Origin of the sequence: Cellulomonas timonensis, from assembly GCF_900046455.1 — a bacterium.
Lineage (GTDB): Bacteria > Actinomycetota > Actinomycetes > Actinomycetales > Cellulomonadaceae > Cellulomonas_A > Cellulomonas_A timonensis.
Genome location: NZ_FCOT01000013.1, coordinates 823241 through 844116 on the forward strand (window position 1 = coordinate 823241; position 20876 = coordinate 844116).

The 20876-nt window shown below is 71.2% G+C and carries 21 protein-coding genes; 6 read left to right on the forward strand and 15 right to left on the reverse strand.

Features of this window, described 5'->3' with window-relative positions:
• Positions 1-50 precede the first annotated feature (50 nt).
• From BN3788_RS17190 to BN3788_RS17200, 3 genes are all read left to right on the forward strand, one after another.
• Positions 51-2441 (forward strand): ATP-binding cassette domain-containing protein, encoded by a 2391-nt coding sequence (locus tag BN3788_RS17190; protein WP_066588824.1) that lies wholly within the window; start codon positions 51-53, stop codon positions 2439-2441.
• A 111-nt stretch (positions 2442-2552) separates the two neighbouring features.
• On the forward strand, positions 2553-2858 hold the full coding sequence (locus tag BN3788_RS17195) for an RNA polymerase sigma factor (RefSeq protein ID WP_066588825.1): 306 nt from the start codon (positions 2553-2555) through the stop codon (positions 2856-2858).
• Positions 2855-3799, forward strand: a complete 945-nt coding sequence (locus BN3788_RS17200; protein WP_066588827.1) for a CU044_5270 family protein — start codon at positions 2855-2857, stop codon at positions 3797-3799. The genes BN3788_RS17195 and BN3788_RS17200 overlap by 4 nt, the downstream gene beginning before the upstream one ends.
• 133 nt (positions 3800-3932) lie before the next feature.
• Here BN3788_RS17200 and BN3788_RS20135 read toward each other — a convergent pair whose 3' ends face one another.
• Both BN3788_RS20135 and BN3788_RS17205 read right to left on the reverse strand, forming a co-directional pair.
• A complete protein-coding gene (locus tag BN3788_RS20135; protein WP_315969772.1) occupies positions 3933-4172 on the reverse strand; it encodes a cellulose binding domain-containing protein in 240 nt (79 codons plus the stop codon).
• A gap of 16 nt (positions 4173-4188) precedes the next feature.
• The gene (locus BN3788_RS17205) at positions 4189-5298 is read right to left on the reverse strand and encodes an endo-1,4-beta-xylanase (RefSeq protein ID WP_315969773.1); all 1110 of its coding nucleotides are present in this window, start codon (positions 5296-5298) and stop codon (positions 4189-4191) included.
• A 1193-nt stretch (positions 5299-6491) separates the two neighbouring features.
• Here BN3788_RS17205 and BN3788_RS17210 point away from each other — a divergent pair.
• Together BN3788_RS17210 and BN3788_RS17215 are read left to right on the forward strand one after the other, a co-directional pair.
• A complete protein-coding gene (locus tag BN3788_RS17210) occupies positions 6492-7634 on the forward strand; it encodes an aminotransferase class III-fold pyridoxal phosphate-dependent enzyme (protein WP_066588829.1) in 1143 nt (380 codons plus the stop codon).
• Positions 7635-7771: 137 nt separating this feature from the next.
• Entirely contained in the window at positions 7772-8503 is a 732-nt protein-coding gene (locus BN3788_RS17215) for a class I SAM-dependent methyltransferase (protein WP_066588832.1), read from the forward strand.
• Between the two features lie 80 nt (positions 8504-8583).
• Here the strand turns inward: BN3788_RS17215 and BN3788_RS17220 are convergent, their stop codons facing one another.
• The 5 genes from BN3788_RS17220 to BN3788_RS17240 all read right to left on the reverse strand — a co-directional run bounded on the left by BN3788_RS17220 (position 8584) and on the right by BN3788_RS17240 (position 14125).
• Positions 8584-9096, reverse strand: a complete 513-nt coding sequence (locus BN3788_RS17220; protein ID WP_066588834.1) for a hypothetical protein — start codon at positions 9094-9096, stop codon at positions 8584-8586.
• 16 nt (positions 9097-9112) lie between these two features.
• A complete protein-coding gene (locus tag BN3788_RS17225; protein ID WP_066588838.1) occupies positions 9113-9610 on the reverse strand; it encodes a GNAT family N-acetyltransferase in 498 nt (165 codons plus the stop codon).
• 72 nt (positions 9611-9682) lie between these two features.
• Positions 9683-9904 carry a hypothetical protein gene (locus tag BN3788_RS17230; RefSeq protein WP_066588846.1) on the reverse strand — a complete coding sequence of 74 codons (222 nt, stop codon included), beginning with the start codon at positions 9902-9904 and terminating at the stop codon, positions 9683-9685.
• 92 nt (positions 9905-9996) lie between these two features.
• A complete protein-coding gene (locus BN3788_RS17235; protein ID WP_066588848.1) occupies positions 9997-10650 on the reverse strand; it encodes an MBL fold metallo-hydrolase in 654 nt (217 codons plus the stop codon).
• 73 nt (positions 10651-10723) lie between these two features.
• Entirely contained in the window at positions 10724-14125 is a 3402-nt protein-coding gene (locus tag BN3788_RS17240) for a pyruvate carboxylase (RefSeq protein ID WP_066588850.1), read from the reverse strand.
• Between the two features lie 167 nt (positions 14126-14292).
• On the opposite strand from BN3788_RS17240, the gene BN3788_RS17245 reads away from it, so the two are divergent.
• On the forward strand, positions 14293-15069 hold the full coding sequence (locus BN3788_RS17245; protein WP_066588851.1) for a ParA family protein: 777 nt from the start codon (positions 14293-14295) through the stop codon (positions 15067-15069).
• A gap of 30 nt (positions 15070-15099) precedes the next feature.
• On the opposite strand, the gene BN3788_RS17250 is transcribed toward BN3788_RS17245, so the two are convergent.
• The 8 genes from BN3788_RS17250 to BN3788_RS17285 form a co-directional block, all read right to left on the reverse strand.
• Entirely contained in the window at positions 15100-15690 is a 591-nt protein-coding gene (locus BN3788_RS17250; protein ID WP_066588853.1) for a MerR family transcriptional regulator, read from the reverse strand.
• A gap of 187 nt (positions 15691-15877) precedes the next feature.
• A complete protein-coding gene (locus tag BN3788_RS17255) occupies positions 15878-16390 on the reverse strand; it encodes a bifunctional nuclease family protein (RefSeq protein WP_066588856.1) in 513 nt (170 codons plus the stop codon).
• A gap of 77 nt (positions 16391-16467) precedes the next feature.
• Positions 16468-17271 (reverse strand): transcriptional regulator FtsR, encoded by an 804-nt coding sequence (gene ftsR, locus BN3788_RS17260; RefSeq protein WP_082813027.1) that lies wholly within the window; start codon positions 17269-17271, stop codon positions 16468-16470.
• Positions 17272-17285: 14 nt separating this feature from the next.
• A complete protein-coding gene (locus BN3788_RS17265; RefSeq protein ID WP_066588859.1) occupies positions 17286-17807 on the reverse strand; it encodes an FHA domain-containing protein in 522 nt (173 codons plus the stop codon).
• 121 nt (positions 17808-17928) lie between these two features.
• Positions 17929-18762 (reverse strand): DUF881 domain-containing protein, encoded by an 834-nt coding sequence (locus BN3788_RS17270; protein WP_066588861.1) that lies wholly within the window; start codon positions 18760-18762, stop codon positions 17929-17931.
• On the reverse strand, positions 18759-19091 hold the full coding sequence (locus tag BN3788_RS17275) for a small basic family protein (RefSeq protein WP_066589682.1): 333 nt from the start codon (positions 19089-19091) through the stop codon (positions 18759-18761). The genes BN3788_RS17270 and BN3788_RS17275 overlap by 4 nt, the downstream gene beginning before the upstream one ends.
• Complete coding sequence (locus BN3788_RS17280; RefSeq protein WP_066588863.1) at positions 19088-20128, reverse strand: DUF881 domain-containing protein; 1041 nt, start codon at positions 20126-20128, stop codon at positions 19088-19090. The genes BN3788_RS17275 and BN3788_RS17280 overlap by 4 nt, the downstream gene beginning before the upstream one ends.
• Positions 20125-20730, reverse strand: coding sequence for a CDP-alcohol phosphatidyltransferase family protein (locus tag BN3788_RS17285; RefSeq protein WP_066588865.1), 606 nt, complete (start codon positions 20728-20730; stop codon positions 20125-20127). The genes BN3788_RS17280 and BN3788_RS17285 overlap by 4 nt, the downstream gene beginning before the upstream one ends.
• Positions 20731-20876: the final 146 nt, after the last annotated feature.

Sequence of the window (20876 nt, forward strand, 5' to 3'; positions counted from 1 at the left end):
GACGTCCCCCAACAGGTCCCGCGATAGGTCCCGCGACAGATGGAGACACGATGAGCACGGCCACGAGCACGGACCCGCGTGTGCCCGCCCCGCATGTCGCGGACAGCCACGACCTGATCCGCGTGCACGGCGCCCGCGTCAACAACCTCAGGGACGTCGACGTGGTGATCCCGAAGCGCCGCCTGACGGTGTTCACCGGCGTGTCCGGCTCAGGCAAGAGCTCGCTGGTGTTCGGCACGATCGCCGCGGAGTCGCAGCGGATGATCAACGAGACCTACAGCACCTTTGTGCAGGGCTTCATGCCGACCCTCGCGCGGCCCGATGTGGACGTGCTGGACGGGCTGACCACCGCGATCATCGTCGACCAGGAGCGGATGGGCGCCAACGCGCGCTCCACTGTCGGCACTGCCACCGACGCCAACGCGATGCTGCGCATCCTCTTCAGCCGCCTCGGCCAGCCGCACATCGGCTCGTCCCAGGCGTTCTCCTTCAACGTGGCGTCCATCTCGGGCGCCGGCGCGGTGACGATGGAGAAGGGCGGCGTCACCACCAAGGAGCGCCGGAGCTTCTCCATCACCGGGGGCATGTGCCCGCGCTGCGAGGGACGGGGCTCCATCACCGACTTCGACCTGACGCAGCTCTACGACGACAGCAAGTCTTTGAACCAGGGCGCCCTCACCATCCCGGGCTACACCACCGAAGGCTGGTACAACCGCATCTTCACCGGCTGCGGCTACTTCGACCCCGACAAGCCCATCCGCGAATTCACGAAGCGCGAGCTCGACGACCTGCTCTACAAGGAGCCGACGAAGATCAAGGTCGACGGCATCAACCTCACCTATGAGGGGCTGATCCCGAAGATCCAGAAGTCGTTCCTCGCCAAGGACGTCGACGCGCTCCAGCCGCACATCCGGGCGTTCGTCGAGCGCGCCGTCGTCTTCACGACCTGCCCCGACTGCCACGGCACCCGCCTCAACGAGGGCGCCCGGTCCTCGCGGATCGGTGGCGTCAACATCGCCGACGCGTGTGCGATGCAGATCAGCGACCTGGCCGCTTGGGTGCGCGGGCTCGACGAGCCGTCCGTCGCGCCGCTGCTCACCACGCTGCGCAGAACCCTCGACTCCTTCGTCGACATCGGGCTCGGCTACCTGTCCCTGGACCGGTCGGCGGGCACCCTCTCGGGTGGGGAGTCGCAGCGGACCAAGATGATCCGCCACCTGGGCTCCTCGCTCACCGACGTCACCTACGTCTTCGACGAGCCGACCATCGGGCTGCACCCTCACGACATCCAGCGGATGAACGAGCTGCTGCTGGAGCTGCGAGACAAGGGGAACACCGTGCTCGTCGTCGAGCACAAGCCGGAGACGATCGCGATCGCCGACCACGTCGTCGACCTCGGACCCGGGGCGGGGTCCGCAGGCGGGACGATCTGCTTCGAGGGGACCGTCGAAGGGCTGCGCGCCAGTGACACGGTCACCGGGCGGCACCTCGACGACCGGGCGAGCCTCAAGGAGTCCGTGCGGACGCCCAGCGGCGCCCTGGAGATCCGCGGCGCGTCAGCCAACAACCTGCGCGACGTCGACGTCGACATCCCGTTGGGCGTCCTCGTCGTCGTCACCGGGGTGGCGGGCTCGGGCAAGAGCTCGCTCGTGCACGGCTCGATGCCCGCGGGCGCCGACATCGTCTCCATCGACCAGGGGGCCATCCGGGGCTCGCGGCGAAGCAACCCAGCCACCTACACCGGCCTGCTCGAGCCCATCCGCAAGGCCTTCGCCAAGGCCAACGGCGTGAAGCCCGCGCTGTTCAGCGCCAACTCCGAGGGCGCCTGCCCCACCTGCAACGGCGCCGGCGTCATCTACACGGACCTGGCGATGATGGCCGGCGTGGCCATCCCGTGCGAGGGGTGCGAGGGCAAGAGGTTCGACGCGTCGGTGCTCGAGTACCACCTCGGCGGCCGTGACATCAGCGAGGTGCTCGCCATGTCGGCCACCGAGGCGGAGCCGTTCTTCGCCACCGGCGAGGCGCGCACGCCGGCCGCGCACGCCATCCTCGACCGCCTGGTCAAGGTCGGGCTGGGCTACCTGACGCTCGGACAGCCGCTGACGACGCTCTCGGGCGGCGAGCGGCAGCGCCTCAAGCTCGCGAGCCACCTGGGCGAGAAGGGCGGCATCTACGTCCTCGACGAGCCGACCGCTGGGCTGCACCTCGCCGACGTGCAGCAGCTCTTGGGGCTGCTCGACCACCTGGTCGACACCGGCAAGTCCGTGATCGTCGTCGAGCACCACCAGGCGGTCATGGCGCATGCCGACTGGATCATCGACCTCGGACCCGGCGCCGGGCACGACGGTGGGTCGGTCGTCTTCGAGGGCACGCCCGCCGACCTCGTCGCCACCCGGTCGACCCTCACCGGGGAGCACCTCGCGGCGTACGTGGGCGCCTGACCCGCCCCGGTCCTGTCGTCGACGCGCTGGCCGCAGTGCTCCGCGGGCTGAGCGGGGGCGTCGCACAGGCCGGCGATGCAACGCTTCGCCCTCGGGGGGCATAGGAAGGGTATGGAGCACTCACCGAGCGACGCCGAGCTCTTGGCGCTCGCTCCCACCCGCCCCGAGGTGCTGGGCGTGCTGTACGAGCGGCATGCGCCGGCGGTCCATCGATATCTGAGCAGGCGGGTGGGCGCCGCCGTGGCAGACGACCTGCTCGGCGACGTGTTCGTCGCCGCAGTCGAGGGCCGGGTCCGAGTTCGGCCGCACGTCAGCGGCTCGGCCCTGCCCTGGCTGTACGGCATCCACCGCGCCCGTGCGCGCGCCCGGGCAGCGCTGACCGCCCTCATCCCGACCGCAGAGGAGTCCCTCCGATGAGCCTCGACCTGCTTCTCACCGCGACCGCGACCACCACCGAGCCGTCCTCCGCAGCGCTCGCGGCCGGCAGCGCCCGGCTGTCCTCTCGGATCGCCGAGGCCAACACCGTGGTGCTCGCGCACCGGCGTCGCGCGGTGCGCCGGCGCCGGCTGTCACTGTCCATCGTCGGCGCGGCGGCCGCTGCCGGGCTGGTGGTCCTCCCGTTGTCACCGTTCGGCGGCGCCGACCCGGACGTCGCGCAAGCAGCGGAGAAGCTGCTGATGGCGAGCGACTCGGCGGCCATGCAGCCCGACCTGGCTGCGGGAGCGTCGTACTGGCACACGGTGTCCGAGCACAGCCAGTCGAACGTGGATGGGGGGGCCGTCTATCGTCGTGAGAGTTGGTCGGCTCGATCGGGGCCGGGGTTGCTCATCGACGACGGGGTGAGCGCGAATCCCATCGGGCTGGGCACTGCCACCTACGACATCGGCGGCACACATGTGGATTGGGACGGGCTCAGCGCCCTCACGACCGACCCCGCTGAGTTGCGAGACCTCCTGCTGCGAGCTGACACAGCGGGGACCTCGCGGAGTGCGGACGACCGCTTGTTCATGGCGGTGGGCGACCTGTTGCGCGCGACTCCGGCCTCGCCAGCACTGCGCAGCGCGTTGTGGCGCGTCGCGGCGCAGATCCCGGACGTGAGGCTGGTCGGCGACGTCACCGACGCCGTCGGGCGCACCGGAACCGCTGTCGAGCAGGTGATCGACCATGGAGGGGTCACGGAGGTGCGGCGCCTCGTCTTCGACCCCGACACCGGCGTGCTGCTCGAGGAGACGCAAGTGGCGCGGGGCGGTGGGGCCGATCGGACCTACCGCAGCACCTATCTCGACCAGGGCCCTGCGGACGAGCTTCCTGTGCAGCCTCAACTCCGTGACGGCTGCACGTCCTTCGATGGGTGCTGACCGCCCGGTGGCAGTCGACGCGCGCCGCATGACGGAGCCAGCGGGGGGCCGAGGACGCCCGTGCCGGTGAGGGACGACGAGGGGGCGCGGCGCCGGCGCCGCGCCCCCTCGCACACAGAGCCCTCGTGAGGGATCAGGAAGCCGAGCAGGTCACCGACGGCCACGTCCAGTTGCCGTTGTGCGCGACAGTGAAGCCGAACGTCGTCGTCTGGCCCGCGGACAGCGTGCCGTTGCCGCTGGGGCGCATCGTCATGACGTTGCCGGAGCCGTCCCAGGTGGGCGACCCGCTCCACGTCGCGGTGATCTTCTGCGGCGAGCGAACCGTGACGGTGGACTGCCAGTTGCTGATGTTCGTGTTGGCGCGGATGGTCACCGTCCCGTTGAACCGGTCATTCCACTTCTGGCCCTCCGAGTAGGTCGCCGTGCAGCTGGCCCCACCCGTCGGCGGCGGGGTGGTGGGCGGGGTTCGTGGTGCCGCCCGCGTTCAACTGGTTGAGCACGCTGGTGTAGGCGGCCTTCTTGTTGCCCGACCCGTCGAACAGCAGCGGAGTGCCTGAGGCACGCCAGGAGTCGGTGTCGCGCACGCCCCACACCGTGATGCCAGTGCAACGGGCGACGGAGAGGCAGGCCTGGATGACGCCCTGGTACTGCTGCGCCTGCGAGCTCCCTGAGCCCTCGATGTCGAGCTCGGTGATCTGCACGTCGACGCCGAGGTCGGCGAAGTTCTGCAGTGTCGTGTGGTAATTCGACGGCACAGGGTTGCCGGAGTTGAAGTGCGCTTGGAAGCCGACGCAGTCGATCGGCACACCGCGCGCCTTGAAGTCGCGGACCATGTTGTAGACCCCTTGGGTCTTGGCGTGCGACCAGTTGTCGGTGTTGTAGTCGTTGTAGCAGAGCTTGGCGTTCGGGTCGGCGGCACGGGCGGCACGGAACGCGGCCTCGATCCAGTCGTTGCCGGTGCGCTGCAGGTTGGAGTCGCGGCGTCCGCCCGAGTTGCCGTCGGCGAATGCCTCGTTGACGACGTCCCACGAGTGGATCTTGCCGCGGTAGTACGTCGCCACCTGGGTGACGTGGTTGAGCATCGCGTTGCGCAGCGCGGTCCCCGACATGTTCTGCATCCAGCCGGGCTGCTGGGAGTGCCAGGCGAGGGCGTGGCCGCGCACCTGCTTGCCGTTCTGCCGCGCCCAGTTGACGATCCGGTCGCCATTCGCGTAGTTGAACTGGTTCTGGTTCGGCTCGAGCGCGTCCATCTTCATCTCGTTCTCGGCCGTGATCATGTTGAACTCGCGGTTCGCGATGGTCGTGTAGGCCGAGTCGCTCAGCCGGCTCGCCGCGATGGCGGTGCCGAAGTAGCGGCCGCTCTCGGCGGCGGCAGCCTGCAGCGTGCTGCCCGCCGCCAGGGCCGGCACGGCGAGCGTCACGGTCAGGACGGCTGCGGACAGACAGCCCGTAGCGGTGATGAGACGGCTGCGACTGCTCCTCGGACGTGGGGTCGTCATTGATCCCTCCTCAGGGTGGATGTACTGCCGGTCGTTGCCGGCACGCCACCCTCAAGCGGTCTGATGGCGGGCGTCAAGGGCAGACGCCGTCCTGATAGTTTCGAATGGCCAACTGAAGCGTTTCACCACCCTTTTGGGGTACTTCTATCGATAAAGTCGGCTCCACAACTGCCTGCGGAGCAGCGCCGATCGAACCTGCAGGCACCTTCGGCGCGACCGGCGCGCGAAACTTGCGAGAAGCTGATGGGCAGCCGCCGCAAGGCACACTCGTCACCTGACTGCGCTCGCGGCGACGCCCCGGTGACAGCTGGCGAGGCCCAGCGGCGCGGAGCCTCCGGGAGCAGAACGGCCCGGGAGGGGAGGGGCGCGGACAGGCCGGTCGAGAATGCTGGTGCGCTGACTCCACAACCGACGGAGACCGCGTCCCACAGCCAGGACTTCCAGTCGTCGACTTGATGAGGGATCACCTCGAGGCGCCGCTCGTGACGCGGGCTGCACTCGACGTCGATCACCGCCCATCCGGAACGCAGCGGCGCATGAGCGGGCCCCACACGTGCTGACGGACAGGTCGAACCACATGACGGAGCGTTCCAGGCGGGAATCAGAGCGGCTTCCGCCTCCCGGCGACCCGCCGATAATGTACATTATGTCATTCCGCGCTGGACGAGAGGTTGCGCGGACCCTCCCCACCCTTCCGGCGGGCATCGTCAACGCGGAGGGAGGGCGCGCATGCGCGCGGCCCACGCGGCGCGCTTCTCAGTGAACGGCGCCCGGCGTATTTTCCTGGCGACATGGCGATTCCACACCATCTCGTCCTCGGCGTCGACATCAGCGAATATCTATCCGAGATACGACATGTCGGATCTGTGCCCATCGCTCGTGGCAGACACGTCGGTCAGTCGGAACCTCTCCGGGACGTCGATCGTCACGGTGCCGCCGTCCAGGCGCTCCCCTGGCTCTCCCCTGCCTGCCTTCCGGCCGTGCGTCGGAACTCCACGACGACTCGTATCGCCGCAGGTGACAGGCGTGCGGGTGGGGACAGAGGTCCTCTGGCAAGCAGCCCTGGCCTCCCTATGGTGGCCGAGGGCGACTGAGCCCCTGCGCCGGTTGGTCTCCGGCCCCGATGCGGGAGGTATTCCGTGGTTCAGATCAGCGGGACGCACGCGCCGTCGGCCGTCGAGAGCGGGTGCGTCATGACGCGCGGCACATCGCTGCTGCCGTTGTCCGGCCTCGCAGTGGAGGTCCCCGACGTGGTCGCGGGATCCGGATGCGTGCTGCAGACGACGGCTGGGAGGGATCTGGTCGACTTCGAGTCGGGGGTCTGGTCCGCGAACCTCGGGCATGGGCACCCGGCCGTGACCGCTGCGCTGGTCAAGCAGGCCGTGGCGGTGATGCACGTGGGCTACCGGTGGTCGCATCCCATCGTCATGCGGGCTCGGGCGAGGCTGTGCGAGGTGGCCGGCGCGCCAGACGGCCAGGCGGTGCTGCTCGCCTCGGGCAGCGAGGCAGTCGAGCTGGGACTGCGAATCGCGGCCTCGGTGACCGGCCGGGACGGCGTGCTGCGGTTCTCCGGCCACTACCTTTCCGCCTACGGGGCGGCGGGTGCGCCGGGGACAGGCCGACAGGTGACCGTCGAGGAGTTCGACGCGATGGGCGGCGAGGAACGCCGGGACGCACTCGCGCGTGTGGGCGCAGTCGTGCTCGAGCCGGGCAACGCCTCCGGCCTGGTCCGCCTGCCCGATGCCAGGCAGGTCGCCCGTGTGGTCGACGAGGTGCGCGCCGCCGGCGGGCTGCTCGTCGTGGACGAGGTCACGACCGGCTTCGGCCGGACCGGGCGCTGGTTCGGGTTCCAGCACCTCGACGTGCGTCCGGACGTCGTCGCGGTCGGCAAGGGAGCCGGTAACGGCTACCCGGTCAGCGCCGTCGTGGTCACCCGGGAGATCGCCAACCGGGTTGAGTGCGCGGGACTGCGGTACGCGCAGTCGCATCAGGACGACCCGCTCGGCGCCGCCGTCATGCTCGCCGTCATCGAGGCCATCGAGGCCGAGGGCCTGCTGTCCGCCACAGTCGACCGCGGCGCGCAGCTCACGGCCGGGCTGGCCAGGCTCGCCGCGACGGGCCAGGGTGTGCGGGCGGTGCGCGGCCGTGGGCTGATGTGCGCGTTCGACGTCGCGCCGGGAACCGCCGCGCAGGCACAGGCATCGCTGCTCGACAGCGGCTACCTCGTCGGCGCCAACCTCGCGCACGACACGATCCGCGTGTACCCACCGCTGGTGGTCACCCCTGCGCAGATCGACGGGTTCGTGTCCGCGGTGCGGGCGTATCTGACTGCCTGACGGGTCGCGTCCGCCCACTCCCCCGGGCGCCTCTCCCCGACTCGTCCACGCAGCCGTTTCGGACCCCTCAGACCCTCCGCGACGGTAGGATGAGACATGCAAAACCGCAGGTCAGATGCCATTTTGAGGGCTGCGTCATGAACCGTTCGGTGCAGACGGTCGACGATGTGATGGAGCTGCTCGACCTCCTCTTCGCCGAGCAAGCCGATCGGTGGACGGCCCGCGCCGGGGCGGACTGGTGGGACCGGTTCTACGCAGACCGCGATCGTCCCGTGCCGTTCTTCCGCAGCGCCCCTGACGAGAGCCTCGTCGCATGGCACACCGAGGGCCGCCTGGCAGTCGGGCCAGGGACCAGGGTGCTCGAGCTCGGTTGCGGCCCTGGCCGCAACGCGGTCTGGTTCGCGCAGCAGGGCGCCGAGGTCGATGCCCTCGACCTGTCGGGCGCGGCGCTGGACTGGGCACGGGAGCGGGCCCAGGAGGCCGGCGTCAGCGTGCGCTTCGCGCAATCCGACATCTTCGCGTGGCCGGATGGACGCGAGCCCTACGACGTCGTGTACGACAGCGGGTGCTTCCACCACCTGCCACCGCATCGGCGGATCAGCTATCGCGCGCTCCTGGAGTCGATGGTGCGCCCCGGCGGGTCCTTCGCGCTGGCGTGCTTCGCCGCGGGGGCGATGGGCTCGGAGGCGCCGGACGCCGACCTCTACCGCGAGGGCGGCCTTGGCGGAGGCCTTGCCTACTCGGACGACGAGCTGCGCCACACCTTCGGCTGGCTCGACGAGGTCGAGCTCCGCCGGATGCGCGACTATCCCGACGACTCCCCCGTGTTCGGCGAGCCGTTCTTGTGGGCCGGCTTGTTCCGCCGCTGAGGCCCACGTCGCTCGACGTCGACGCCTGAACGACCAGGCTCACCTCGGCACGGCTCGTCCGATGCCCGAGGGAGGCGTGCCTACTCGGCGGCCGTCCAGGCCCCGTCATCGAGAAGTGTCCGCAGCGACACCATGAGCACCCCGTCGCCGACCAGCTGCCGGTGCCCTCCATCGAGTGGCAGCACAAGCGCCAACCGCACGCCCGCGCTCGTCAGCGACTCGCCGCGGCGGTGCAGCAGCGGCGCGTTCTGGGCGTTGGCGAGCAACGCGCCGCTGATGACCAGTTCGCGGTGGTCCCGGATCCACCCGTGCCCCGCGGCCACGTCCTCTGGGACCGCGAGCAGCTCGGGCAGCCATCCCGGGGACACCAGGGCGCCCGGCTGTCGCAACTGGCCCAGCATCTCGTCGTAGCACTGCCGCCAGCGGGCCTCCGCGTCGACCGGAGCCGGCCGTGGCGCCGGTGGCGACAGGATGGGCGGCACGTCGTCGAGGACGTCGAGGCCGAGCGCGGCACGCACGTACAGCAACTCGAGAACCGCCACCGGCACATCGAAGGCGAGGTGCGGCGATGACGCTGCCCTGGCCTTCCGCATGGCCCCTCCTCGGTGGTCAGACCCTCATGAGTGTGCACTCAAACCGCAGCTCCGAGCGTGCCGCGTCACGCGGATGCGGTTGGCTCGCGCCGGTGGCGACGAAGCCGAAGCCCTCGTACAGGGCGCGCGCCGCGTCGTTGTCGTCGGCCACCCACAGCGACAGCGTGGTGGCGCCCGCGTCGGACGCCTCGCCGGCGACACGATCGAGCAGCGCCCGGCCGATCCCCTGGCTCCGATGGTCGGGGTCGACCCACAAACTCACGACGTGCCGGTCGTCCACCGGCGAACCGGGCTCGGCGATCATGCAGACGAGCCCCACGGGTTCCTGGTCGCGCTCCACGCGGGCCACGAACCAGTGGCTGGAGCGGAGGCGCATCCGCCAGTGCTGCTCCTGGAAGCGCTGGTCCCGCGCGAGGGACGCGCCGAACGCCTGAGGGCTCTGCCACAGCGCGCGCAAACGAATGTCGCGCAGCACCTGCCACTCGTCCTCGGACACCTGCTCGACTCTGACCATCGAGTCAGCATGCCCGCGGCGGCGATGGCACGTCGCCCGACTCGCCGGGCCGTCCACCGCCTCCCCGCCCAGTCAGAGCCCGTCGCTCTCGAACGCCTGGGTGTCAGCGAGCGGGCGCCCGTCGGCCGCCAGGTCGGCGAGGTCCTCGGTGCGACTCCGGCCAGGTCCGGGCGTGTGCTGGTCGGGTGGCTCCGAGCCCGGCACTCCCTCGTCCGGCGTGCCCTCGTCAGGCGCAGGCGACTGGGCCGGGCGATCAGGCGCCGCATCCGGGTCGAGCGGCTCGGGAATGGTCACCTCGCACCTCCAACTGCCACAGGAGAACCCCTGCCGTGCGTCTCCCACCACCGTAGGCCGAGACCGCTCCCCGGTCACCCCACGCGGCCAGGTCAGGCCAAAGACAGCACGTCCGCGACGGGCAGCCGCAGATACTCCACGTCGGGGCACAGTTGCCGCATCAGGCGGTCCACCAGGGCCTTGCCGGGCAGGCTCAGCGTCGCGTCGTGAATGGGCAGCACGAGCCCGGGCGCGATCGCGTGGATGAAGTCGATGGTCTCAGCGAGCTTCAGCCACGGCCCCGAGATAGGCGCGAGCACGGTGTCCACCGAACGACGGGCGGGGACGGTGAACGAGTCTCCGGGATGCAGCAGAGCCCCGTCGATCAGGTACGCGACGTTCACTACCCGGGGGATCGCCGGGTAGACGAGGGCGTGCCACTCCCCCAGCACCTCGATGTCGAACCCGACGGCGTCGAACTGCTCGCCAGCCGTGACTCCGTGGAGGCGGTTGTCGCCCTTGGTGCCGTCCGAGAGCTCGATGATCACGGATGGCGGTCCCCAGACCTCGAGCTCGGGGTCCACGTCAAGCGCCTGGCGTAGCTGTGGGGCGTGGACGTGATCGGTGTGCTCATGCGTGACCAGGATCCCCGCGGCCCCGGTGAGCGCATCAGGGTCGCTGAGGATTCCCGGGTCGATGACCAGACGTCGGCCACCACGCTCGAGCCGCACGCACGAATGCCCCCAGGCCGTCAGATCGGTCGCCATCTCTCCAGCATCAGGGGGCGTCGACCGCCGCGCCAGTGCGCCGAGGCGTCCTGGCGCGGCGGTCCCCGAAAGGTCAGGAGATGACCATCACCAGGTCGCCGCCCTCGAGCTGCTGCACCGCGCCGATCGCGAGGCGCTGGACCTTCCCGGCGACGGGGGTCGTGATGGCGGCCTCCATCTTCATGGCCTCCACCGTCGCGACGGTCTGGCCGGCCTCGACGGACTGGCCCTCCTGGACGACGGGCGTCACAGCGCCGGCGAACGGCGCCGCGATCTGGCCGGGGTTGCCGGGGTCGGCCTTCTCGGCGGCCGCCACGTCGACCTCGACCGTCCGGTCGCGCACCTGGATCGGGCGGATCTGGCCGTTGAGCGTGAACATCACGGTCCGCATGCCCCGCACGTCCGGCTCGCCGACGGCCTCGAGGCCCACCAGCAGGCGCACGCCCTTGCCGAGCTCGATGTCCACCTCGTCGCCATTGGTCATGCCGTAGAGGTAGCGGGTGGTGTCGAGCACGCTCACGTCGCCGTAGGAGCCCCGGAACGTCTGGAACTCCTTGGTCGGGCCGGCGAACAGCAGGTGGTTCAGGCGGTCGCGACGCGTCGCCGAGTCGGCGCCGAGGTCCTGGAGGTCCTGCTCGGACAGCGGGGTGACGGGGTTCCGCACCGTGCGGCCCGCGAGGGCCTTGGAGCGGAACGGCTCCGGCCAGCCGCCGGGCGGGTCGCCCAGCTCGCCGGAGAGGAACCCGACCACGGAGTCCGGGATGTCGTAGGACTGCGGGTTCTCGGCGAAGTCCGCCGGGTCGGCCTGACGTGCGACAAGGTGCAGGGCGAGGTCCCCGACCACCTTGGACGATGGCGTGACCTTGACCAGGCGGCCGAGGATGCGGTCCGCGGCGGCGTAGGTCTCCTCGATCTGCTCGAACTGGCCGCCCAGGCCCAGCGCGATGGCCTGCTGGCGCAGGTTGGAGAGCTGACCGCCGGGGATCTCGTGGTCGTAGACGCGGCCCGTGGGGCCGGGAAGGCCCGACTCGAAGGGCCGGTACAGGCGGCGCACGGCCTCCCAGTACGGCTCGAGGTCGCAGACTGCCCGCAGGTCGAGGCCCGTGTCCCGTGGCGTGTGCTCGAGCCCGGCCACGAGGGCCGACATCGGCGGCTGGCTGGTGGTCCCGGCCATCGCGGCGCTCGCCACGTCGACCGCGTCGACCCCGGCCTCGACCGCGGCGAAGAGCGTCGCCATCTGGCCGCCGGTGGTGTCGTGCGTGTGCAGGTGCACCGGCAGGTCGAACCGCTCCCGCAGCGCGGTGACGAGCTTCGTCGCGGCAGCAGGCCGCAGCAGTCCCGCCATGTCCTTGATCGCCAGCACATGCGCGCCCGCCTCGACGATCTTGTCGGCGAGCCGCAGGTAGTAGTCGAGCGTGTACAGGTCCTCCGCAGGGTTCAGCAGGTTGCCCGTGTAGCACAGCGCGACCTCGGCGATCGGGGTGCCCGCCTCGCGGACGGCGTCGATCGCCGGGCGCATCTGCTCGACGTCGTTGAGCGCGTCGAAGATGCGGAAGATGTCGATGCCGGTGGCCGTCGCCTCGCGCACGAACGCCGCGGTGACCTCCGTGGGGTACGGGGTGTAGCCGACGGTGTTGCGCCCGCGCAGCAGCATCTGCAGCGCGAGGTTCGGCATCGCCTCGCGCAGCGACGCGAGCCGCTCCCACGGGTCCTCGCCGAGGAACCGGAGGGCCACGTCGTAGGTCGCGCCGCCCCATGCCTCCACTGAGAGGAGCTGCGGCAGCAGCCGCGCCTCGGTGGCGCTCACCGCCAGGAGGTCGTGCGTGCGGACGCGCGTGGCGAGCAGCGACTGGTGGGCGTCGCGGAACGTCGTGTCGGTGACGGCCACGGCCGTCTGCTCGCGCAGCGACCGGGCGAAGCCCTCGGGGCCGAGCTCGAGCAGCCGCTGGCGGCTGCCTGCCGGGGCCGGGCTGGCCAGGTCCGTTCGGGGCAGCTTGAGGCGCGGGTCGACGGCGTCGCCCGGGCGGACCCCATGCGGCCGGTTGACCGTGACGTCGCCGAGGTAGGACAGCAGCCGCGTCCCGCGGTCGGCGCTCTCGCGCGCGGCGAGCAGCTCGGGGCGCTCGTCGATGAACGAGGTGGAGATGTTCCCCGCCGCGAACTCCGGGTCGGCGAGCACAGCCTGCAGGAACGGGATGTTGGTGCGGATGCCGCGGATGCGGAACTCCGCGAGGGCGCGACGCGCACGGCGCACCGCCGTCGGGTAGTCCCGGCCACGGCAGGTGAGCTTCACCAGCATCGAGTCGAAGTGGCCCGAGATGTCCGAGCCCGCCGACGCGGTCGCGCCGTCGAGGCGCACCCCCGCGCCACCCGGCGAGCGGTACGCGATGATCCGGCCCGTGTCCGGGCGGAAGCCGTTGGACGGGTCCTCGGTGGTGATGCGGGTCTGCAGCGCCGAGCCGTTGATGCGGATCGAGTCCTGCTCGATGCCCAGGTCGGCGAGGGTCTCCCCTGCGGCGATGCGCATCTGGGAGGACACGAGGTCGATGTCGGTGACCTCCTCGGTCACCGTGTGCTCGACCTGGATGCGGGGGTTCATCTCGATGAACACGTGCTCGCCGGCGCGCTCGCCCACCGTGTCGAGCAGGAACTCGACGGTGCCGGCGTTCTGGTACCCGATGCTCTTCGCGAACTTCACCGCGTCACGGCACAGCGCGTCCCGGATCTCCGGGTCGAGGTTCGGTGCGGGCGCGATCTCGACGACCTTCTGGTGGCGGCGCTGCAACGAGCAGTCCCGCTCGTACAGGTGCACCACGTTGCCCTCGCCATCGGCGAGGATCTGCACCTCGATGTGGCGGGGGCGCAGCACGGCCCGCTCGAGGAACACGGTGGGGTCGCCGAACGCCGCGTCGGCCTCGCGCATCGCGGCGGACAGCGCCTCGGGCAGCTCGGCGGGTGTGGCCACGCGCCGCATGCCGCGCCCTCCACCGCCTGCGACAGCCTTGACGAAGATGGGGAATCCGACCTCGTCGGCGGCCGCGATCAGCTCGTCGACGTCCGAGGAGGGCGCCGAGGACGGCAGCACCGGGATGCCGGCGTCACGCGCGGCCCGCAAGGCGCGCACCTTGTTGCCGGCCAGCTCCAGGACCTCAGGCGGCGGGCCGATGAACGTCAGGCCCGCGTCGACTGCCGCCCGGGCGAAGTCCGGGTTCTCCGAGAGGAATCCGTAACCCGGGTAGATCGCGTCCGCGCCCGAGTCGAGGGCGACCCGGATGATCTCCGCGATGTCGAGGTACGCCCGCACCGGGTGTCCCGCGGTCCCGATCGGGTAGGCCTCGTCGGCCTTCAGCCGGTGCTCGGAGTTCCGGTCCTCTTGTGGGAAGACCGCGACCGTGCGGGCGCCCAGCTCGTAGGCAGCACGGAAAGCCCGCACCGCGATCTCAGCGCGGTTCGCGACGAGCACTTTCGAGAACACGACTCACCCCATCCGATTGATTCGGGAGCACGGTAGCGGCTGGCGTCCACGCAGGTCGTGGCCAACCGCATGCCGAACAGACCTCCCCGCTCCCCACCGCAGATCTTGCCATGCCGCGTTTGCGCGCCGCTTTTCGCGCTCGGGCGGCGTCCCGCTACCGTGAGCCCGTGCTGGTCCTGGGTGTGTGCAGTCTCAAGGGTGGCGTGGGCAAGACGTCGGTGACGCTGGGGTTGGCCTCAGCGGCTCTAGAACGCGGTCTACGCACGCTCGTCGTCGACCTCGACCCCCAGGGCGACAGCACACTCGCGCTGGGCGTGGCGCCGGGCGACCACCTCGACGTCGCCGCGGTGCTGGACGACCCCTCGGCCGAGACGGTGCGCGCCGCCACGGTGACGAGCGGATGGGCCGATGACGGGCTGGACGTCCTCGCGGGCTCGGACAGGTCGGCACGCCATGACGGGATCGACCCGACCGGTAGCGACGTGGACCGACTGCGCTTCGCCCTGTCCTGGGTGAGCGGCTACGACCTCGTGCTGCTCGACTGCCCGCCGTCGCTGGGCGGGCTGACCCGCGCCGGGCTGACCGCATGCGATCGGGCCATGGTGGTCACCGAGCCCGGCCTGTTCTCCGTCATGGCAGTGGGCCGCGCGATGCGCACCATCGACGAGCTGCGACGCGGGCCGGCCCCATCCCTGCAACCGCTCGGCGTGGTGGTCAACAGGGTGCGCGCGCGCTCCGTCGAGCAGGCGTTCCGGCTCGAGGAGCTGCGGTCGCTGTACGGCCCGTTGATCCTGAGCCCGATGCTCCCGGAGCGCGCTGCCCTACAGCAGGCGCAAGGCGCCGCCCAGCCGGTCCACGCGTGGCCTGGCGCCGCCGCCGGTGAGCTCGCGGACGCGTTCGACCTCCTGCTCGAGCGAGCGCTGCGGGCCCCGGCGACCCGCTGAGACGTGCCCCGCGGCCTCAGCGAGTGGCGCTCAGCCGGCGTTGCGGGCCCGTCGACGGGCCGCGAGCTCGTCGGAGCCCGTGCCGGCGTCGCCCTCTGCCCCGTCGTCGGCGCGCTCGGTGGGCAGCTGCGCGAGAGTGCCCTCCACCTCGCGCCAGACCCGGCCGACGGCGATGCCGAAGACTCCCTGACCACCCTGGACGAGGTCGATGACCTCGTCGGCTGAGGTGCACTCGTAGACGCTGGCGCCATCGGACATGAGCGTGATCTGGGCGAGGTCGTCGACCCCCCGCTCGCGCAGGTGGCTCACCGCGGTGCGGATCTGCTGGAGCGAGACCCCGGTGTCGAGCAGCCGCTTGACGACCTTGAGCACCAGGATGTCCCGGAAGCTGTAGAGCCGCTGCGTGCCGGAGCCCGTGGCCGGGCGGATGGTCGGCTCGACCAGTCCGGTGCGCGCCCAGTAGTCGAGCTGGCGGTAGGTGATCCCGGCCGCGCGGCAGGCCGTGGGCCCGCGGTAGCCGGTCGTGGTGTCGAGGTCGGGGAGCTCGTCCCCGAACAGCAGGCCTTGGGCTCGCTGGGGGACGCCACCAGCAGCCTCCACGCTGTCACCGGTGCCGCTCACAGGTCCTCCACTCGCTGTCTCATCCGCCGTGTCGGCGCCTTCGCCAGACGTGTGGCCTCGGGCTTTCGGATGTCCATCGGTCACGCTAGGCCTGGGGCCCCGGAGCGTCAACGACGTCGCCCGGCGCGCCGTCACGGAGTGTCGTGGCCGGCGAGTCTCACCCTCTACCTGACATCGAATCTCCTGCTCACCGGCCCTCCGGCCCTTGGTCGTGGCCAGTGTCGAAGTCCTCCGGGGTGACCTGCTCGAGGAACTCTCGGAAGCGCTCCACCTCCTGCTCGGCGGGGCCGCTGGACGCCTCGACGCCGGCGATCGCCACGACCTCGGCAGAGCACAGCACCGGGCAGCCCACCCGCACGGCCACCGCGATCGCGTCCGAGGCGCGCGAGTCGACGCGCCCGCCCGATCCGAGCACGAGCGCGGCATGGAACACCCCGTGCTCCAGGCTCGTGATCTCCACCTGTCGCAGGCTCGCGCCCACGGCGGTGATCACATCGCAGAGCAGGTCGTGGGTCATCGGCCGGCGCGGCACGATCCCGGCTTGCGCCGAGGCGATGGCACTGCCCTCGCTGGGCCCGATGACGATGGGCACGAACAACTCCGAGGCGGGGTCAAGCAGCAGGACGACGATCTCCTCGTCGACCAGGTGCTGTCGCACGCCGACCACCTCGACCGGAACTAGCTCTTCGTCCTCACCCACGTGACCACGCTACGTCGGGCACGCGCCGTCGGCTGCGTGAGAGCGACGGCTTCTCACCCGATCCGGGAACGCCGAGGTCAGGGCGCGAGCTCGGACACAGCGCCACGGACGAGCGCGGTGTGGAGCTGGGTGCACAACTCCCCCACCTCGGCGGCGAGCGTGCCCGCGCGAGCACGCGAGGAGGGCGCGTTGCGGCCTCGCCAGGGCGCGACGATCTGCTCGACGAGGTCCGCCTGCCGATCTGCCGCGGCACGGAAGACGCGCAGGTGGCGCGAGTCGATCCCATGCTCGCCGAGCGCCGCGGCGAGTTGCACGACATCGCGCGCCCAAGGATCGAAGTGCCCGGACGCCGTGGGCCGGAGCACGCCCGTTCCCACCAGGTCCGTCACCACCTCGACGTCGACGCCGGCCTCACGGGCCAGCGCGGCAGCGGTCAGCCGGGCGCCCGACGTCGGTGCCTGCCGCACGCCGTCGCGGGTCGCGAGCTGCGCGCGCGCGGCGGGCTCGTCCTCGACGCCCGAGTCGAGCGCCGCGAGCTGCTCCCCGATGACCTTGAGCGGGACGTACCGGTCCCGCTGCTGCCGCAGCACGTAGCGCAGCCGCTCGATGTCGGCGGGGCTGTACTGGCGGTAGCCGGCTGGCGTCCGCACCGGCAGCACCAGGCCCTGCTCCTCGAGGAAGCGCAACTTGGAGTTCGTCACCGCGGGGAACTCGATCTGCAGGGCCGCGAGCACATCGGAGATCCGCATCGTCGCCCGGCGGGAGATGCCCCGGGGCCACGGCTCGACGCCCTCCGGCTCGCCGTCGCGCGGCTCGTCGTCGGGCTCGACGACGTCCGCGGGCAGGCGCTCGACAGCGCGGGCGCTCGCCGACCCCCGCATCGAGTGCTCCGACCTCACGACAGGGGGTGGGCGGCCGGCTCGGCGCCCGCGGCACGCGCGGGGCTCGGGTGGAACGTCATCCGGTACTTGCCGATCTGCACCTCGTCGCCCGGGCGGAGCAGCGCGGCGTCGATCCGGTTCCGGTTCACGTATGTGCCGTTCAGCGAGCCGATGTCGCGCACCACGAAGTCGTCGCCCTCACGGACGAACTCCGCGTGCTTGCGGGACACGGTCACGTCGTCCAGGAAGATGTCCGCGTCGGGGCTGCGTCCAGCTATCGTCCGCTCGGCGTCGAGCAGGAACCTGGCGCCCACGCTGGGCCCGCGCTGCATGACCAGGAGCGCCGAGGTGCGCGGCAGTGCGTGGACCGCGGCGCGGACCTCCCCGCTCAGGCCTGCTGGCGCGACAATCTCCAGCTCGGTCGAGTCGATGCTGGTGAACACCGTGGTGTCAGACGCCGAGGGGGTGTACCCCGACTGTCCGTGCTCCTGCTGCGCGCTCCGCCCCTGCTCCGGTAGCTGCCGATCGTCGCTCATGCCGCCTCCCGGGCCTGCTGTGACTGCGACCCGCCTTCGAGGTCACGACTGTGACACCAGCCTATGCGGATGCGCGCCGATGTTGTAGCACCGCGCCGACGCGCCGTCGAGCTGTCGCCGCTCAACCTGTCGGCGCCGGCTGCGGAGTGGCGTACTGCGGGGCCGTCGGCTCGCGCGTCGCGGTGACCTCCACGAGAGCCTCGCTGGTCACGGCAGCCTTCCCTCCCCCGTTCCGGATCACCGCGAGGGCACCGCCATGCATGTCCAACGCGGTGGACATCGTCTCGGGGTTGCCGATGACGCGCCAGACGTACGGCGCCCGGATCAGCACGCCGTCGACGACCACGCCGTCGTCCGCCGGCGCGAAGTAGCTCGACGCGGTCAAGCGCTGGTCGTTGACCTGCACCGCCTCCGCGCCCGCGTTACGGAGCTCCTCCAGCATGTTGAGCATGTGCTCGTAGCGGATCGTGCCCGTCGCCTGAGTGAGCGTCACGATGATCCCCGGCCCCTCGGCGGGCAGGCGCCCGGTGAGGATGCCCTGCACGGCGGCGCTGCGCGTCGCGGCGTCCAGAGCCGCCTGGCGGCTGTCCGTGCCCGACTCCAGCTCGGCGCGTGTGCGCTCGAGCTCGGCGATCTCACGCTGCAGGTCGTCACCCTGGCGGGTGGTCTGGTCGAGGATCCCCACCAGCTCGGACTGCCGAAGATTGGTGAGGCCGTCGTCGCGGGTCTGCCGGAGCTGGGCCACGACCGCGAACCCGAGGAGCGCGCACAGCAGCGCGATCAGGATCTGCGAGCGGGTCGCGCGCGGTCGCAGCAGGCCGCGCAACGTCGACCACCCGCCACGGTGCTGCGATGCGGCGACTGCCGGCTCCGCGGGCTCGTCCGGCGTCGCATCGTCCGGCGTCGCATCGGGCGGGGTGACGTGCTCTGCGCGCTCGGCGTCGGGGGCGCTCATGCCTTGAACAGGTGCCGGCGGATGGACGCGGCGTTCGAGAAGATCCGGATGCCGAGCACGACCACCACGCCGGTGGAGAGCTGGCTGCCCACGCCGAGCTGGTCGCCCAGGAACACGATCAGCGCGGCCACGACGACGTTCGACAGGAACGAGACCAAGAAGACCCGGTCGTCGAAGATCCCGTCGAGCATGGCGCGCAGGCCGCCGAACAGCGCGTCGAGCGCGGCCACCACCGCGATCGGGAGGTACGGCTGAAGGAAGACGGGCACCACTGGCTGCACCAGCAGACCCGCGACGACACCGACCACCAGGCCGATCACTGCGATCACGTGCGACCACTCCTCCCGCTCACCGTCGGCCATGACCCTGCCACATGTCCGGCGGCCGCTCGGGCCCCGACGACCTCGCGCTGGTCGGACTGCTGGTCAGAGCCGCTCGGATCACCCGGACGGTGGACCGCGCCGGCGACGGACCGACGGTGGGGCGCCACCAGCGGCGTGCTGGCTGGAACGGTGGCCGAGTGGAGCGTGACGCGCGCTGCGGAGGGCAGTTCGAGGGCGGGCTGGGAGCTGGTGTCGACGCCGACGCCCGCGGAGTTGCGCAGCCACGTCATGTAGTCCCCGGCACGTGAGCGCGCCAGCCCGGTCTGCAGGCCCTGCCGGTCGCCGATCGCCTCGATCGTGTACGGGCCGATGATCGGGACCAGGTCGACGAGGATGGCGCTGCCAGCGCTGCGGATCGACGTCGTCGCTGTGAGCCGCTGGTCGTTGACCGACACCGCCTCGGCCCCCGCCTGCCACAGCCCGTTGACGATCATCTGCAGGTCGCTGTAGATCACCCGAGCCTCAGGGTCTTCGACTCCGCCCTCGGTGACGGGAGGGTCGGTCAGCGTGATGCGCAGGCCGGGTCCCGTCACGGCAGTGGCGCCGGACGCGATCGAGTCGGCCTCGAGCTGCTCGACGAGCGCGGAGTTGCTGGCGGCCAGGGCCGAGGCGTGGAGCTGGTCGATGTCGGCGTTGAGCGCCTGCGCCCTGTCGCGGAGGAGCTCGACATCGGCGGTGCGGTCCCGGATCTGCTCCTCGAGGAGCAGGCGCGCGGCCATGACGCTGGGCTGTGGGGCGCGCAGCGACAGGGTGGCGGCCGTGATGCCCAGCCCGAGGACCATCGCGGACAGGAGCACGAGGGCGGTGCGTCGTGCCGTGTGCGGCCGGGAGCCCTCGAGCGCCCGACGTTCCGCGGCGAGCCGGTAGCCGGGGTCCAGGGGCTTGCGGGTGACCTCGTTGAGCAGCGTCATCGAGGCGTCGAGGGCGCCGCGCGCGCGATCGGCGCCGGATGGCGCCTGGTCCGCGCGCCCGTCCGGGCTCACACCACGGCCGACGGGTGCGATGCCTGCGCGGCGTCGGCCTTGAGCACCTGGCGGGCCTGGAGCACGTAGAGCACACCGGCGAACCAGTAGAGCGCCACGCCCCACCAGGCGCAGGCCCAGCCGAGCACGAGGGCGACGGAGCCGATCGGATCGGGCCACTCCGCCAGGAGGAGCAGGGGGAAGGCGTAGAGCAGGGCGAAGGTGCCCGCCTTGCCGGCCAGGTGGACCGGCAGCGGGCCGTACCCCGGCCGGGCGAGGACGGCGAGCAGCCCGAGCAGCAGCAGGTCGCGCAGGACCAGCACGAGCACGAGCCACCAGGGCACCACGTCGCGCCATGCGAGCCCGAGGAGGGTCACCAGGATGAACAGGCGGTCGGCGGCGGGGTCGAGCATCTGCCCCAGCTTCGACACCTGACCGAGGCGGCGCGCGAGGACCCCGTCGAGCCAGTCGCTGGCTCCTGACACCGCGAGGACGAGCAGCGCCCAGCCGTCCTCGCCCACCCCGATGAGCACCGCGAAGACGGGCACCAGGAGGAGCCTCGCCAGGCTGATGACGTTCGGGACCGTGAGCACGCGGTCTGAGACGGCAACCTTCTCCGTCACGGCCTCCCCTGTCGTCGACTCTCTGCTGACCCTCGATCTTATGCGTCGTTCAGGCCTCCTGGGTTCCCCGCCGCGCAGGTCATGCCGGTCTGACGTACGGTCGAACGTCTACTGAGACCCGCTCAGGACAGGGAGAGGTGAGCCGA